Here is a 14,873-nt window from a genome sequence, read left to right as displayed (position 1 = left end):
TAGTCGGCGTGTCCGGGGCAGTCGACGTGGGCGTAGTGGCGGTTGGCCGTCTCGTATTCGACGTGAGCCGTCGAAATGGTGATGCCGCGGGCCTTCTCTTCGGGCGCCGCATCGATCTGGTCGTAGCGCTTGTATTCGCCAAAATACTTCGTGATCGCCGCCGTCAGCGACGTCTTGCCATGGTCAACGTGACCAATCGTGCCGATGTTCACATGAGGCTTAGTGCGCTCGAATTTACCTTTTGCCATAGTCTCTTTCCTTGGACGGCCTTGACCTTCAGTTCAGTCGAATGCGGGGCGATTAGCGACTACGGCCGAAAAACACAAGTGCCTTGTGGCCGGGTGCGCTGTCCACTCGGTCCGAACCGATGATCCGATTGCGGGGGATATGGCGCTGATATAAGAACGCGCGACGGAAAATGAAATGGGGGCGCCGGCTTCAGCGCGTGTCTGCAACTCCCGGCTATGTCCTGGCTCTTCCTTGCTGGATTGGCAGCCCGCCCCTGGCCCATTGCCGCTGCGGCGCCGGTCTGATTTGGTCGCCCGATGCATTTCATCCCCACATCCATACGCGGCCCGCTGTTCATGATCGTTTCGACGGGGTCCTATCTCGTCAACGACACGATGATGAAGCTCGCCACCGCAGGCTTGCCGTCCTATGAAGTGCTGTTCCTGCGCGGGGTCGCGGCCACGCTGTGGGGCATGCCGCTATTGTATCTGCTGGGCTACGGGAAGCAGATCCCGCTGATCTTCGACAAGCGCGTGCTGAGCCGCAACCTGCTCGAGCTGGCGGCGATCCTTTGCTACGTGGTGGCGCTGGCCAACATGCAGATCGCCGATTCAACCGCGCTCGGGCAGATCACCCCGCTCCTGATGCTGGTCGGCTCCTCCATCCTGTTCGGCGAGCGGATCGGCGGCGTGCGCATGGCGCTGATCGGGCTCGGCTTCGTCGGCGCGGTCATGGTGGCGCAGCCGACCATGGAGGGCATCTCGGTCTATGCCTTGCTGGCGCTCGGCAACGCCGCCCTGTCGGCCGCGCGCGATCTCGCCGGCAGGCGGGTCCCGGCCGAGGTGCCGGGCATGATCGTCGCCATTTCCGCCGTCGTGGTGGTGCTGATCGGCGCGGGCGCCGCGCATCTGGTTTCCGAGCGCTGGGTGATGCCGGAAGCCCGTCACCTGCTGTTGATGGCCGGCGCCGGGTTCTTCCTGATCTTCGGCCATTTCTTCATCTTCATGGCCTATCGCGTCGGGCCGACCGGCGTCGTGGCGCCGTTCTACTACTGCTTCACCGTCTGGGCGGTCATTTCAGGCGTGCTGGTGTTCGGGCAGTTCCCGAATGCCTTGGCCGTGTGCGGCATCCTGCTGGTGGTGGCGAGCGGACTCACGATCGTCTCGCTGGATGAACGCAAGCGCAGACTGACGGTCGTCGCCTGACCCTTATGGCAACGTATCGGCAGCCAGCCAGTTCGGCAGAACTGGCGCTTAAAGCGCCCGCCTGCCGCTGATCAGATGATAGGCCCACAGCACGACCACCGCGCCGATCACGGCGACGATCCCGGCACCGCCTTGCGGCTGTCGGGCGTGGCTTCGACAGCGCCGCGAACTGGTTGGTGGTCGATGGATCGACCGGCGTGTAGCCGAAAAGTCCCGACGGCAACATCGTGGAGGTATTCGCTGAAATCTGATGCGGATTGGGGAAAGTTTGGAGCGGGTAGCGGGAATCGAACCCGCATATTCAGCTTGGAAGGCTGCTGCTCTACCACTGAGCTATACCCGCTTCGCTTCAGGGCTGACGGGCTGGCAGTGGTGGAGAGGGTTGGATTCGAACCAACGTAGGCTAAGCCAACGGATTTACAGTCCGTCCCCTTTAACCACTCGGGCACCTCTCCAGCCTGCCGTCGAAGCCTTGCAACGAGGCATTCTCGCCGATCCGGTCGAAACCAAGGTTTTGTCCGAAATCAGCGAAGCGCCTTATGGCGGCAAGGCCAGTGGGTGTCAACCGCACGTCTCGGCAAAATGCGCTGATTTTGACAGCCCGCCCGGCAAGCCGGCTTTCTGCCTGTATCCATGCCCTTGCGACACAGCTATAGAAGCCGGCCATGAGCAATGACAACACGCCCAAGACCGCCAAAGACACCCACTACGCCAAGCTGCGCCGCGCCCACCGCGACGAGAAGGCCGGCGGTGCGCCCGCCTTCCGGCCGCGCCAGCCGGTGCCGCCGGGCGAGAACGCCGCAGACGGACTGGTGCGACTCTATGGCCTGCACACGGTGCGGGCCGCGCTCGACAATCCGCGGCGCAAGATCAAAAAAATGCTGGTGACTCGCAACGCCGCCGAGCGGCTTGCGATTGCCGACCTCGCCGCGCTGCCGTTCAAGGCGGAGCTGGTCGAGCCGAAGGAGATTGACAAGGTCACCGGTTCGGACGCCGTCCACCAGGGCGTGCTGATCGAGGTCGAGCCGCTGAAGCCGAAACGCCTCGACGCGCTCGGCGATACAAAACTGGTGCTGGTGCTCGACCAGGTCACCGACCCGCACAATGTCGGCGCCATCCTGCGTTCCTCGGTCGCCTTCGGCGCCGGCGCGCTGATCACCACCGCCCGCCACAGCCCGCAGGAATCCGGCGTGCTTGCCAAATCGGCCTCCGGCGCGCTTGAGCATATCGATCAAATCGAGGTGAAGAACCTGGCCGACGCGCTGGGACAACTGCATGAGGCCGGCTTCCAGACCATCGGCCTCGATTCGGACGGCCCGGCCGAACTCGAAACGAGTTTTTCAGGCGACAAGATCGCGCTGGTGCTCGGCGCCGAAGGCAAAGGCCTGCGCCAGAAGACGCGCGAGACGGTGACGACCCTCGCCCGCCTCGACATGCCCGGCGCGATTCGTTCGCTCAACGTCTCGAACGCGGCGGCGGTGAGTTTGTATGCAGCGCGGAAATTCCTGGGAAAGTGAATGGTGAATAGTCAATGGTGAATGGTTGAGTGGCTTGCCATTCACTATTCACCCACTTCATGTCCTGCCATCCGCTCCAGCGCGCGAACCAGCGCCGAGTGATCCTCCTTCGCCCCGCCATTGGCCGCACATGAGTTGAACAGCTGCTGCGTGGTCGAGGTGTTGGGCAGCGAAACACCAAGCGCCTTGGCGCCTTCCAGCGCCAGATTAAGGTCCTTCTGGTGCAGTTCGATGCGAAAGCCCGGCGCGAAGGTGCGCTTGACCATGCGCTCGCCATGCACTTCGAGGATGCGCGATGCCGCCAGTCCGCCCATCAGTGCTTGCCTGACCTTGGCCGGATCGGCGCCGGCTTTTGAGGCAAAGACCAGCGCCTCGGCGACGGCTTCGATGGTCAGCGCAACGACGATCTGGTTGGCGACCTTGGTGGTCTGGCCGACGCCGTTCGGACCGACAAGCGTGATGTTCTTGCCCATCTTCTCGAAGACAGGCTTTGCGCGCTCGAACGCCTTGTCCTCACCGCCGACCATGATGGTCAGCGACGCCGCCTTGGCGCCGACCTCGCCGCCCGACACCGGCGCATCGAGATAGTCGCAGCCGAGATCGTTGATCTTTTTGGCAAAGGTCTTGGTCTCGATCGGCGAGATCGAACTCATGTCGATGACGAGCTTGCCTTTGCTGAGGCCGGATGCGACGCCATTGTCGCCGAACAGCACGTCGGCCACTTGCGGCGTGTCGGGCACCATGGTGATGACGATGTCTGCGGCCTTCGCCACGGCGGCATGGCCGCTGACAGTCTTCAGGCCCTTGGCGACGAGATCGGCCGGCGCCTTCGAGCGATGGTCGCTGGCAATGACAGTGTAGCCGGCATCGAGCAGATGCCCCGCCATCGGCGCGCCCATGATGCCGAGGCCGATAAAGCCGATGGTGTCCATTGTTTCTCCTAAAAGTCTTGTCCAGACTGATTGAACGCTAGCACCGCCCCTCATCCGCCTGCCGGCACCTTCTCCCCGTATAGTGACGGGGAGAAGGGAAGCGCTCCGACGCCGGCGACCCCCTCTCCCCGTTCTTCACGGGGAGAGGGTAAGGGTGAGGGGCGGCACCAACGCCGAGTAGTTGCCAACAGCTAAGCCGCGGCACTCCCCTGCCCATTGAGCTCCCTGAACCACCCCAGGCCAGCCTCCGTTCCCGCCTTCGGCTTGTATTCCGCCCCAACCCAGCCGGAATAGCCAATCCTGTCGATGTGCTCGTAGAGGAAGGGATAATTGATCTCGCCCGTCCCCGGCTCGTGACGGCCGGGATTGTCCGCAAGCTGGATATGCGCAATGCGGCCAAGGTTAGCCTCGATGGTACGGGCGAGATCCCCCTCCATGATCTGCATGTGATAGATGTCGTATTGCAGGAACAGGTTCTTCGAGCCGACGCGGTCGATCAACGCCAGCGCCTGGTCCGAATAGTTGAGGAAGAATCCCGGGATATCGCGGGTGTTTATCGGCTCGATCAGGAGCCGGATGCCGGCCTGCTCCAGTTTCTCCGCCGCGAACGCCAGGTTCTCGGCGAAGGTGTTTTCCAGCACCGAACGATCCGCGCCTTGCGGCGCGATACCGGCGAGGCAATTGACCTGCTCGCAGCCTAGTGCGTGGGCGTAAGAGATCGCCTTGGCGATGCCTTGCCGGAACTCCGGTACGCGGTCGGGCAAAACGGCAGTGCCCCGCTCGCCCTTGCCCCAGTCGCCGACCGGCAGGTTGAACAGCACCTGGCTGAGCCCGTTCTTCTTCAACCGCGCCGCGACCACGTCAGGCGCGTGATCATACGGGCCGATATATTCGACGCCCTTGAAGCCGGCGCGGGCGGCGGCGTCGAAGCGGTCGAGGAATTCGTGCTCGCCAAACAGCATCGACAGATTGGCTGAAAAACGCGGCATTCTTTTTCTCCTTCTTCCCGCCAAAGCTTAATCCAGGAGGACGATGGCCGTCGGCGCATCCTCATGGCTTTCGGCAAGGTCTTCGAATTCGGTGATCTTGTCGATTTCCGTGCCCATGGAAATGTTGGTGACGCGTTCGAGGATGAATTCGAGCACCACCGGCACCTGATGCTCCTTCATCAGCCGCTGCGCTTCCTTGAACGCGCCGGCGAACTCTTCCGGCTTGCGCACCCGCACCGCCTTGCAGCCCATCGCCTCGGCGACCGCGACATGGTCGACGCCATAGCCGGCCTCGGGATCGTCTGCGCGGTTGACGTTTTCGAAGGCGAGGCTGACCTCGAAATCCATCGAAAAACCGCGCTGCGCCTGGCGGATCAGGCCGAGATAGGCATTGTTCACAACGACATGGATGTAGGGCAATTTGTGCTGCGCGCCGGCCGCCAGTTCCTCGATCATGAACTGGAAGTCGTAGTCGCCCGACAGCGCCACGATGGTGCGGTCCGGATCGGCGGCGCGCACGCCAAGCGCTGCCGGCAGCGTCCAGCCGAGCGGGCCGGCCTGGCCGCAATTGATCCAGTTGCGCGGCTTGTAGACATGCAGGAACTGCGCGCCGGCGATCTGCGACAGGCCGATCGTGGTAACGTAGGTGGTGTCGCGGCCGAAGGCCTTGTTCATCTCCTCGTAGACGCGCTGCGGCTTCAGCGGCACCTGGTCGAAATGCGTCTTGCGCTTCATCGTCTTCTTGCGGCCCTGGCACTCCTTCGCCCAGCCCGACCAGTCGCGCAGTTTTCTCGCCGTCTTCCATTCGGTGGCGACGTCGAGCAGCATCTTCAGCGCCGCACCGGCATCCGAGACCACGCCGAGATCCGGCGCGAAGACGCGTCCGATCTGCGTCGGCTCGATATCGACATGGATGAATTTCTTGCCCTTGGTGTAGACATCGACCGAACCGGTGTGGCGGTTGGCCCAGCGGTTGCCGATGCCGAAGACGAAGTCGGCTTCCAGCATCGTCGCATTGCCGTAGCGGTGCGAGGTCTGCAGCCCGCACATCCCCGCCATCAGACGGTGGTCGTCGGGGATCGCGCCCCAGCCCATCAGCGTCGGGATGACCGGAACGCCGGTAATCTCAGCAAACTCGATCAACAGATCCGACGCGTCGGCATTGATGATGCCGCCGCCGGCAACGATCAGCGGCTTTTCCGCCGCGTTGAGCATCGCCAGCGCTTTCTCGGCCTGGGCGCGCGACATGGCCGGCTTGAACGGGACGAGCGGCTCATAGGCGTCGATGTCGAACTCGATCTCGGCCAGTTGCACGTCGACCGGCAGGTCGATCAGAACGGGACCCGGCCGCGACGAGCGCATCAGATGAAACGCCTTCTGCAGCGCCATCGGCACCAGATAAGGCTCCATGACGGTGACCGCCCATTTGGCGACGGGTGCGGCGATGGCAGCAATGTCGACCGCCTGGAAGTCCTCCTTGTTCAGCCGCGCCCGTGGCGCCTGCCCGGTGATGCACAGGATCGGGATCGAATCCGCCGCCGCCGAATAGAGCCCGGTGATCATATCGGTGCCGGCCGGGCCCGATGTGCCGATGCACAGACCGATATTGCCGGCCTTGGCCCGCGTGTAGCCTTCAGCCATATGCGAGGCGGCCTCGACATGGCGCGCCAGTATGTGGCGGATCGAGCCCAGCGCCTTCAGCGCCGAATAGAACGGATTGATCGCCGCGCCCGGCACGCCGAAACCGCAGGAAATGCCTTCCTTTTCGAGAACGAGAACCGCTGCATCGACAGCGCGCATCCTGGCCATGTCTAGCCTCCGCAAGATTGTTGGTTGGCTGACAATGCCAGCGCGCTGGCCATTTTTCAATTTTTTCAAAATAATTTTTCATTTCTAGAAAACAGCTCCTACTGACTGATTCGCTTACTTTTTCGTTTTCCATGAATCCGGTTCAAAAAATTGGTGAAAAACTTTTTCATTGTGCTTTTGGAGAAATTGGCGACAATGCCGCCATGGAGACCAGCGAAAAACGCCAGCGCGGCCGTCCCCGCGCCTTCAACGGACCGTCCGAGGCCGGCTCGGTGCAGTCGCTCGACCGCGCCTTGCGCATCCTGGCCATTGTTGCCGAAGGCAGCGGCCTGTCGTTGAGCGAAATATCGGCGCAAAGCGGTCTTGCCGCCTCCACCGCCTACCGCATGCTGACGACGCTGCAGAACCACGGCATGGTCGAGTTCGATACGTCGGACCAGCTATGGTCGATTGGCGTCGAGACCTACCGCATGGGTGCGGCCTTCCTGCGCCGGCGCAAGCTGGTCGACCGCGCCCGCGTCGTCATGCAGGAATTGATGGAAAAGACCGGCGAGACAGCCAATCTCGGCGTCGCCGAGGACGATTGCGTCGTTTTCGTCAGCCAGGTCGAGACCCATCAGGCAATCCGCGCTTTCTTCCGCCCGGGCACGCGCAGCTCCTTTCATGCCTCGGGTATCGGCAAGGCGGTGCTGGCGCAGCTCGAGCCGGAACGCGTCGCCGCCATCCTGCGCAAATCGGGCCTGCAGCGCTTCACCGACAAGACGCTGTCGGATATCTCGGCGCTCGCCCACGATCTCGCTGTCATCAAGCATCGCGGCTGGTCGGTCGACGACGAGGAGCGCCATCCCGGCATGCGCTGCGTGGCCGCCGCCATCTTCAACGAATTCGGCGAACCGATCGGCGGTGTTTCGGTCTCCGGCCCGACGGTGCGGGTGACGCCGGAGCGGCTGGGCGAGATCGGGCCGCTGGTGCGCGACGCGGCCGCGGAGGTGACGAAGATGATCGGCGGCGTCGGGCTGACCTGACTAAGCCCCGACCAGCGCGCTCCTCGCCGATACCTCGAAGACATCGAGCAGAATCGCCAGCCCGACGCCGCAGGCGGTCAGGATGATGCCGGCCATGAAGATGCGGTTCGCGCGTTCGTAGATTGGCCGGCGGAGCGAATCCAGGTCGAGCAGCAACGACAGCGCCCGCATCTGCAGGGCGATGCCAACCAGGATCGGCACCACGGCAAGCAAATGATGGAGTTGCCACGGTATCGGGTTGGCCGCCCAATGGGTGACGAAGCCCAGCGAGAACGCCAGCAGGATGCCGACGGTGGTGACCGTGCCATTGCGGAAAACCGGCTCGATCAGGTCTTCCTTCGGGTCCTGCTCGTCCAAACCACCCTCCCCTCAATTGGCGCTCGGGTGGCAGACTAGACTTTCGCAAAATCGCTGTACATCGCCGGCCACATGGACGTTGCCCGTCTTGCCGCGGCTTTCGCAAGCATGCAAAAAGGCGAGCATGCGGAAAACGGTCCAGCTTTTGCTCTTCGCTTCGCTTTGCGGTTGCGTGGCGACGACACCGCCGCGACCTGAACCCGCCGCGAGCCAGCGCGCCGATCCCATTGCGGTCTCGCTCGCCCTGGAGGAGACCATCACCATTGGCGTGCGCCAGCACTTGAAAAACCCGGTGGCAGCGAGGTTCGGACCCATACTGGCCGGCGAGCGCACGATGAACGGCCGCAAAGAGATCGTGATATGCGGCTCTGTCGATGACAAGAACGCTGCCGGCGGCTCTGCTGACTACGAGCCTTTCCTTGGCAGGATCTACCTGGATGCCGACAACAGCTTCGAACTCGCCGCGATGGGCAACACGCAGCAAGGGGCGATTGCGGATGCCTGCCGCGCGGCAGGGTTGCCGATCGACACGCAGAAATCCTAGCGTGAATGAAAAAGGGGCAGTGGAGCCCCTTCTTCATTGTCTGAAATCGACCTGTTAAAGGCGGCAGTAGTGGCGATAACCGTCGTAGCCGACATAGGTGTCGGAGTACGGATCGTAGCTGGCGTAGCGGTTGGCGCAGCGGCGGACGTGCCAGGAGCCACCCTCGTCGTCGACATAGACGGTGCGCGGCTGCTGGTTGAGCAGGCTGCCGAGCACGAAGCCGCCAACGCCGGCGGCGATGCCGATGCCGATTTCGCGGTTGTGGTGATGGCTGTGGGCGGCCGAGGGCTGGACGGTGCCGACCAGCGAGGTGGCGGCGACGGTGCTGGCGATAAGGGCCGAAGCGATTTTGCGCGTGAACATGATGATCTCCTTGTTTCGTTGCTAGAGGCGATCCATCCGCCTCTTGATCATCTGTCGTTGCCGCGAAGAAAAAGGTTCGACGGGTTTTGATTTTTTTCTCGAGCCGGCAAAAACCTGCTGAGGCAACGATCTCGTCGCTCGGTGGATCTTAGCGCCACAGCGAAAGGTTCGAGGGTTTTGCGATTAGTGAGCAGTGAGTAGGCAGTAGGGATTAGGTTGGATCCTGCCCTAGCTCCTTAAGCCCCTACTCACTACTGACTATTCCCTACTCACTCTCTGTCACCCCATTCCTGTGACATGCCGCAGCCAGAACGCCATCGCTATAAAACCGACGATGGTGGCGATACCGGTCCAGTCGATGTTGGCGCTCTTCACGTCCCTGACGAGCTTGACCACAAGAAACCAGGCGATGACGACGAGCGGGAGAATGATGACAAGTCTGATCATGCGAGCCCCCTAACCAGGCGATTGCATCTCAACAATATGTAGGAAAGGAATTGGCGGTTTTCAGCATGGCGGCCCGTCCCGCCTCGACAGGGTCCATAAGCAATCGAAAACGGAGTTTTGTCTTTACTGGCGCACGAAATATGCTAACCGGAGCGCCGTGCCCTTGTAGCTCAGCTGGTAGAGCAGCGGTTTTGTAAACCGAAGGTCGGCGGTTCGATTCCGTCCGGGGGCACCAGTTCCGCTCGACGATCCATCGAAGAGCCATCCACAGCGCGAAATCTCGATCAGCAGCTCTCGCGCTTCGACGGTGTAGGCGAGATCGCTGGGCAGGCCGATTTCATTGTAGATCCGCATGCTCTTGCGCTCGCTGGAGAACACGACGAACACCGAGACGCCTGCCGGCGACCTGAAGAATATCCTCAGCCTCGATATCGACGGGCAGCTGCAGTTCTATTGGCGTTGGGCGTTAGGCTTCCGCAGCTTTGCACTGTCCTTCAGAGCCCATCGCGCCAATCTCCCTTGCAACTTGAGCTACACTTTCCTGCAGACCGCCTTCATCCGACGTATCGATGCTTAATACGAACCTGCCACTGCCGAGAAGGATGCTTTTTACGTGGTCGATTATTGGGATCGATTGCAGGTTGGTTCTGCAATCTGCCTCGAACAGGCGCTCCATATAGGTCTGCTGAAGGAGCCGAGCACTCAGGCGCTGTGACAGCAATGACTCGGCCGCGCTGGTAGCTATGGCAAGATGCGATGATGGGATCAGTTCCAAAGCAGACTTAAGTTTCTCTACGTCCGAAACGCCGCTGAACACGGCTAATGAAGAGACAAGCTGGATAAAACCTTGGTCGAAGATCACAATCTGACGAGCGTCGTACGGTTGATGCCAAACGTGGGAGAGAGCCATGAGATACTGACTGAACCTGATCAGCCAGATCGGATTTCTCGGCGCCAGAATCCTTATCAGCTTGCCGGTCAGTCTGAACCCTTCGGCGTTGTCGATAGGGTGACAAGCAAAGGCGGCAGTCCTGATCGTTGATATGGCAATACGGTGTAGTGCATAGCGGAACCCACTAGGGTCTAGCGGTGAACGATGGACACCGGGTTCATATGAAAGCACTACCTTGGCGACGTAGCCTTGTGCTTGCAGATGACGTTGAAGCGCATGTGCGAAAGTGGTCTTACCTGAGCCGGCCGGGCCAAATAGCTCGATGATCACTTTTCGGCCCCCGAAGGCGCTTGAAATTGGCACCCACTGTAAACCAGGAGCCCTTCTGGATGTTCGGAAGGGCAATAACGGCATTCACGCATGCGTCTGCATTGGTGGGTTCTTTTTACCCTCCAAAGCGGCCGCCAAGAAAGCGTCCGTTGCCCGTCTGGGCCCAATGCGTGTGCGAGTCAGACCTTGGTCCCTCAAGGGAGTGCGGGACGAAGAAATGGGGAGGGATCTAATACCTTCCGATGGCAAAGCGCTTTTCGATTTCCGACTTTGGTCCGTTGCACAGTAAGTCCGAAGGCCCTGGCAGGAACCATTGCTTAGCATGGAAGTTCAAGTCACACTTGGTGGTTCAGCTGAAGACCGCCACCGTTCAATTTCAGTGGATTGCTGGGGGAGTGGCACCATGCCCATTTCAGAAAAAATGATGGACGAGTACTTAAAATTTGAATGCCCCAACTGTTCCCACGTAATCGTGAAAAGGGGCTCGTGGGTGAAGGTTATATCTGCCTTCAATTGCGATCACTGCGACGCGAGGATCAGGATCGGTTATATGACCAAGCTCGCGCTTTTCGATCAAAAAATGCAGAGCATGCGCCTATCATAATCCAACGTGTCTGAGCGAGGGAAACTTCCAAGCGGCCCGACAGATCATTGGGGTGAATCCGTGAACTGTCGGGCCTGACCGGCCCGAGGGCTTGGGAGCCAAGCCGGCTGATCAAATCGTATATATTAGGGATTGCTTAAAAAAGCCCTTATTGACGATTTCCCCAACTGAGGGTGGCACCAGCAACTCGGCCAAACCGGAGCAAGACGCTCAGATTATCATGGCATTGCATAGTCACCAGAGAAAACAAAAAAGCCCGCCGGGGGGAGCCAGCGGGCGTCAAATATCATCAAAGGCTGACGAGGGGTTTTAATTCTCGTCGTATACAAACTCAAGAAAGCGGGACGTTTCGCGGCAGTGACACCGCCGTCCATAACGCTCCTGCTCGGCACAAGCCTGAGTTCTGCGGCGATTGCCAAATCGGGTGGATCGCGTCCGGGCAATGGCGGATCGCTTCCGGGCAATGGACAGGGAGACAGGAACCACATTTACCGTGGCCCGTCCGGCCAAGTCTACAGGTTCGAAGGTCGCCCCAACAGCTACGGCGGCGGGTCCCAAGGGGGTTCAAGGTCCCGCGACCCCAACCAGCAGGGGCACCACCCATCACTATTGGTCCGGAACTGCTCGCGACATGCCATCAAGAGATTGGAACGTCCAGCTCCTTGCCATTGAGCCGATATAGCGCGAGTCTAGGCCAAAAGCGCGCCAGCCAAAGGCCAGCGGGCCAAAAAAGCGTAAAGCGGACTAACGTATCAGTCGTCACTCTCGTGATCGCCGCTGTCGCCGCCCCCGCTATTGCCACCAGCATGGTCGCCGCTCTCGTGATCGCCGCTGTAGCTGTTATCATCGCCGGCATCGTCACCCTGGTCGCCATCATGCGAACCGGCGTCGACGCTATCGTCACCATGGTCGCTTTGTTCGACCCCATCGCCATTCTGATCACCGGCGCTGTCGTCGCTTTCCACAGCACTATCATCGTTCTGGTCGCCGGCGGTGGCGTCCTCGCTGTCATCGTTTGATATGGTGGCGGTCACTGAAGCGGCGTGATCGGAGACTTGGCTCGCAAACGATTTCGCTGTCATGAAAACGCCCAGCAAACCGATCGAGGTCATTACCAGCAGAGGGAACTTTTTCATCGCTGTCTCCGATTTCGGCGCCAGCCACCCGTGACTAACCCAGCGTGACTGACACTGGCTTTATCATCCAGCTAAATTACGACGCCCTTAAATGCAAAGCGACAATTCTAGCAGTTGCTAATTTTCATGAGATTGAGCGCTCGGGCGCCTCGAAATAACAAATGGCGAGGGTACGTTTGAGCGCATGCTTGATGCTCGGAACGTCCTGACCGGGAGCCTAGCGCATCAACTCAAAATGCCGCGGAAACGCCTGGTGCAGCAGGAGGAGCATGGTCTTGCGCAGCACGTCGGTGTCGCGACTGGACGGGTTGAGATGATCCCAGTACCAGGCGCCGTGAACCAGATAGTTCAGGCTCTCCGATAACGTGTCTATGTCGACGCCGGTGTAGCCGCCGTCACGGGCGATTTCTATCAGCAGATCGCGGGCTTCGGCGGTGTAGGCGAGATCGCTGGGCAGGCCGATTTCATTGTAGATCTGCATGCTCTTGCGGTCGCTGGAAAACACGACGAAGACCGACACCCATTTCGGATGCAGACGGGCGAAGCGCTGTGCGCAATCGACCGCGCCCAAGGCCCGTTCCACCGGCGACAGGCCGGGCGCCCGCACCAACGTGATCCACAGCGCGTCATATTGATCGCTGAGATACTGCAGCACGGCCCGAAACAGGTTCTCCTTGCTGCGAAAATGAAAGACCACCAGCGCGTTGGACGAGCCGACATGCTCGGCGATGCGCTGCATGGTGACGCTCGCCAGTCCCTCCTCGGCGATGAGCTCGATGGTGGCGTCGATGATGCGCTGGATGCTCGCTTCGCCGCGCTCGCGCCGGCGGTCCTTAGGGGCAGCGTCGTTCGCCGCACCCTTGGTCGCCTTGCTTTTTCCCGCCTCAGCGGTGGCTTTGCGTTGCGCCATTGTCGTCAGGCCTTTCCCCGGCGAAAACATCCCGCCGCTGCTTTGGCACGCCGGCTCTTCGCGGACTCAGAGCGACGGGCGTGCCCCGGCATTCGTGTACCATTGACCCTGAGCCGTCTCATAGGCCATCGCCGCCCGGAAAACATCGGCGTCGCTATAGGTGCGGCCGACAATCTGGATGCCGGTCGGCACGCCATTGGCGGCACGGCCCGACGGCACGGATAGAACCGGGCAGCGGCTTAGCATGTTGAACGGCGTCGTCATCACCCAACCCAGGGACGGGTTTACTTGCTCGCCGTTGATCTCGACCTTGCCTTTGGTCTGATCGAATTCCGCCGGCACCGCCGGAAGCGCGTTTGTCGGGCAGATCAGCACGTCGTATTTTTCCAGCAACGGCCCCAGTGTCTGGTACATCCTGGCCGCCACCTCCAGGGTCGCGACAAAATCCGTCGCCTTCGACTTTTGCCCATCCTGCGCAAACTGCCTGGCATAGCTGGTCATGTCCTTGCCGTGCTTGGCGAGCAGTGGCGCCAGCGAGGCGCCGAAGAGATGCTCCAGATAGGCCATGCCTGCCTTGAGCACCTCGTCGCCCCAGCCAAGGTCGACCTCCTCGACGGTAGCGCCGAGCGAGCGGAACACGTCGCAGGCAGCGAGCGTGTTCTTGCGCACCTCAGGGTCGATCTCGAACGATCCGAGATCCATGGAGAAAGCGATCTTCCAGCCTTTGATCGGCTTGTAGTCGAGCGGCAGGCGCAGTTTCGGGCGCAGCGTGGCGATGTCGAGTGGGCTCGGTCCGGCCATGACATTCTGCAGCAGGATCGCATCGCCGACATTTCGGGCCAGCGGCCCAGTGTGGCAATAGAAGTCGAGGTTGAAGGGCGGCTCGTCGGGGTTGCGGCCGTAAGGCGGCTTGAAGCCGACCAGGCCGCAGGCCGAGGCAGGGATGCGGATCGAGCCGGCAATGTCCGAGCCGGTGGCGATCGACGATGTGCCCGAGGCCAGCGTCGCCGCTGAACCGCCCGACGAACCGCCCGGCGTATAATCCGGATTCCAGGGGTTGCGCGTCACGCCCCAGCGCTTCGACCAGGTGTAACCGGCGCAGCTGAATTCGGGCGTCGCCGTGCGGGCATGCACTATGCCGCCGGCCTTCATGACACGCTCGTTCATCGTCGACGTGTGGCCACCAATGGCGTCCTTCGAAAGCAGCGAGCCATGCGAGGTCGGCTTGCCCTTGATGTAGCTCTCATCCTTGATGCCGATCGGCAGGCCCTCGAGCGCACCGGTCCTGGCGCCCTTGGCGTATTTCGCTTCGGCTTTTCTGGCGAGATTCATCGCCTCGTCGAAATGGGTGAAGGTGAAGCAGTTGATTGTCGCCTCGGTCGCTTCGGCGCGGCGGATGGTGGCCTGCATCAGGTCGACAGGCGACAGTTTCTTCGCCTTGAACAGCCGCAACGCCTCGCTGGCGGGCATGTAGCAAAGGTCGAGATCGGACATCACAAATCTCCCGCGGCGGCTGGACCGCATCTGGCATGAAGAATGGCCGGGCCGCAGGGGTGCGGCCCGAAGGATGTTGGTCAGGTTCGGT

General features: G+C 61.1%; 15 protein-coding genes and 3 tRNA genes. 5 read left to right on the top strand and 13 right to left on the bottom strand.

All coding sequences use genetic code 11. From position 1 onward, the window contains the following. The coding region (locus AC1D1N_RS30970) for a GTP-binding protein (RefSeq protein WP_352616594.1) at nt 1-248 on the bottom strand (248 nt) is incomplete at its 3' end. Nucleotides 249-545: 297 nt separating this feature from the next. Here AC1D1N_RS30970 and AC1D1N_RS30965 point away from each other — a divergent pair. Further along, nucleotides 546-1,433 carry a DMT family transporter gene (locus AC1D1N_RS30965; protein ID WP_436260076.1) on the top strand — a complete coding sequence of 296 codons (888 nt, stop codon included), beginning with the start codon at nt 546-548 and terminating at the stop codon, nt 1,431-1,433. A 269-nt stretch (nt 1,434-1,702) separates the two neighbouring features. Here the strand turns inward: AC1D1N_RS30965 and AC1D1N_RS30960 are convergent. Both AC1D1N_RS30960 and AC1D1N_RS30955 read right to left on the bottom strand, forming a co-directional pair. Further along, nucleotides 1,703-1,776: transfer RNA gene (locus AC1D1N_RS30960), tRNA-Gly, on the bottom strand. Nucleotides 1,777-1,803: 27 nt separating this feature from the next. After that, nucleotides 1,804-1,888: transfer RNA gene (locus AC1D1N_RS30955), tRNA-Tyr, on the bottom strand. 210 nt (nt 1,889-2,098) lie between these two features. Here AC1D1N_RS30955 and rlmB point away from each other — a divergent pair. Beyond that, complete coding sequence (rlmB, locus tag AC1D1N_RS30950) at nt 2,099-2,950, top strand: 23S rRNA (guanosine(2251)-2'-O)-methyltransferase RlmB (protein ID WP_477353073.1); 852 nt, start codon at nt 2,099-2,101, stop codon at nt 2,948-2,950. Nucleotides 2,951-2,994: 44 nt separating this feature from the next. Here the strand turns inward: rlmB and AC1D1N_RS30945 are convergent, their stop codons facing one another. From AC1D1N_RS30945 to gcl, 3 genes are all read right to left on the bottom strand, one after another. Then, nucleotides 2,995-3,882 carry a 2-hydroxy-3-oxopropionate reductase gene (locus AC1D1N_RS30945; protein WP_436260078.1) on the bottom strand — a complete coding sequence of 296 codons (888 nt, stop codon included), beginning with the start codon at nt 3,880-3,882 and terminating at the stop codon, nt 2,995-2,997. Nucleotides 3,883-4,073: 191 nt separating this feature from the next. Continuing rightward, entirely contained in the window at nt 4,074-4,871 is a 798-nt protein-coding gene (gene otnI, locus AC1D1N_RS30940; protein WP_477353071.1) for a 2-oxo-tetronate isomerase, read from the bottom strand. Nucleotides 4,872-4,898: 27 nt separating this feature from the next. Further along, nucleotides 4,899-6,680: a glyoxylate carboligase gene (gene gcl / locus AC1D1N_RS30935; RefSeq protein ID WP_477353069.1), complete on the bottom strand. Its 1,782-nt coding sequence runs from the start codon at nt 6,678-6,680 to the stop codon at nt 4,899-4,901. 203 nt (nt 6,681-6,883) lie between these two features. Between gcl and bhcR the strand changes: the two genes are divergently transcribed. Continuing rightward, entirely contained in the window at nt 6,884-7,705 is an 822-nt protein-coding gene (gene bhcR, locus AC1D1N_RS30930; protein ID WP_436260081.1) for an HTH-type transcriptional regulator BhcR, read from the top strand. Here bhcR and AC1D1N_RS30925 read toward each other — a convergent pair whose 3' ends face one another. Then, the gene (locus AC1D1N_RS30925) at nt 7,706-8,062 is read right to left on the bottom strand and encodes a hypothetical protein (RefSeq protein WP_181061891.1); all 357 of its coding nucleotides are present in this window, start codon (nt 8,060-8,062) and stop codon (nt 7,706-7,708) included. It abuts the gene before it with no gap. 124 nt (nt 8,063-8,186) lie between these two features. On the opposite strand from AC1D1N_RS30925, the gene AC1D1N_RS30920 reads away from it, so the two are divergent. After that, nucleotides 8,187-8,606 (top strand): hypothetical protein, encoded by a 420-nt coding sequence (locus tag AC1D1N_RS30920; RefSeq protein WP_477353066.1) that lies wholly within the window; start codon nt 8,187-8,189, stop codon nt 8,604-8,606. A 54-nt stretch (nt 8,607-8,660) separates the two neighbouring features. On the opposite strand, the gene AC1D1N_RS30915 is transcribed toward AC1D1N_RS30920, so the two are convergent. Then, nucleotides 8,661-8,969 carry a BA14K family protein gene (locus AC1D1N_RS30915; RefSeq protein WP_023667455.1) on the bottom strand — a complete coding sequence of 103 codons (309 nt, stop codon included), beginning with the start codon at nt 8,967-8,969 and terminating at the stop codon, nt 8,661-8,663. A 279-nt stretch (nt 8,970-9,248) separates the two neighbouring features. Next, nucleotides 9,249-9,416, bottom strand: coding sequence for a hypothetical protein (locus tag AC1D1N_RS30910; protein ID WP_477353064.1), 168 nt, complete (start codon nt 9,414-9,416; stop codon nt 9,249-9,251). A gap of 159 nt (nt 9,417-9,575) precedes the next feature. Between AC1D1N_RS30910 and AC1D1N_RS30905 the strand changes: the two genes are divergently transcribed. Further along, nucleotides 9,576-9,651 (top strand) — tRNA-Thr (locus tag AC1D1N_RS30905). 231 nt (nt 9,652-9,882) lie between these two features. Here the strand turns inward: AC1D1N_RS30905 and AC1D1N_RS30900 are convergent. From AC1D1N_RS30900 to AC1D1N_RS30885, 4 genes are all read right to left on the bottom strand, one after another. Further along, nucleotides 9,883-10,638, bottom strand: coding sequence for a hypothetical protein (locus AC1D1N_RS30900; RefSeq protein WP_477353062.1), 756 nt, complete (start codon nt 10,636-10,638; stop codon nt 9,883-9,885). 1,356 nt (nt 10,639-11,994) lie between these two features. Continuing rightward, entirely contained in the window at nt 11,995-12,378 is a 384-nt protein-coding gene (locus tag AC1D1N_RS30895; RefSeq protein WP_477353060.1) for a hypothetical protein, read from the bottom strand. A gap of 217 nt (nt 12,379-12,595) precedes the next feature. After that, nucleotides 12,596-13,288, bottom strand: a complete 693-nt coding sequence (locus tag AC1D1N_RS30890) for a TetR/AcrR family transcriptional regulator (RefSeq protein WP_477353058.1) — start codon at nt 13,286-13,288, stop codon at nt 12,596-12,598. A gap of 66 nt (nt 13,289-13,354) precedes the next feature. Beyond that, complete coding sequence (locus AC1D1N_RS30885; RefSeq protein ID WP_477353056.1) at nt 13,355-14,782, bottom strand: amidase; 1,428 nt, start codon at nt 14,780-14,782, stop codon at nt 13,355-13,357. Nucleotides 14,783-14,873 lie beyond the last annotated feature (91 nt).

Source organism: Mesorhizobium sp. P2_B5 (assembly GCF_056404775.1).
This window is presented reverse-complemented; position numbering and strand designations above follow the sequence as displayed.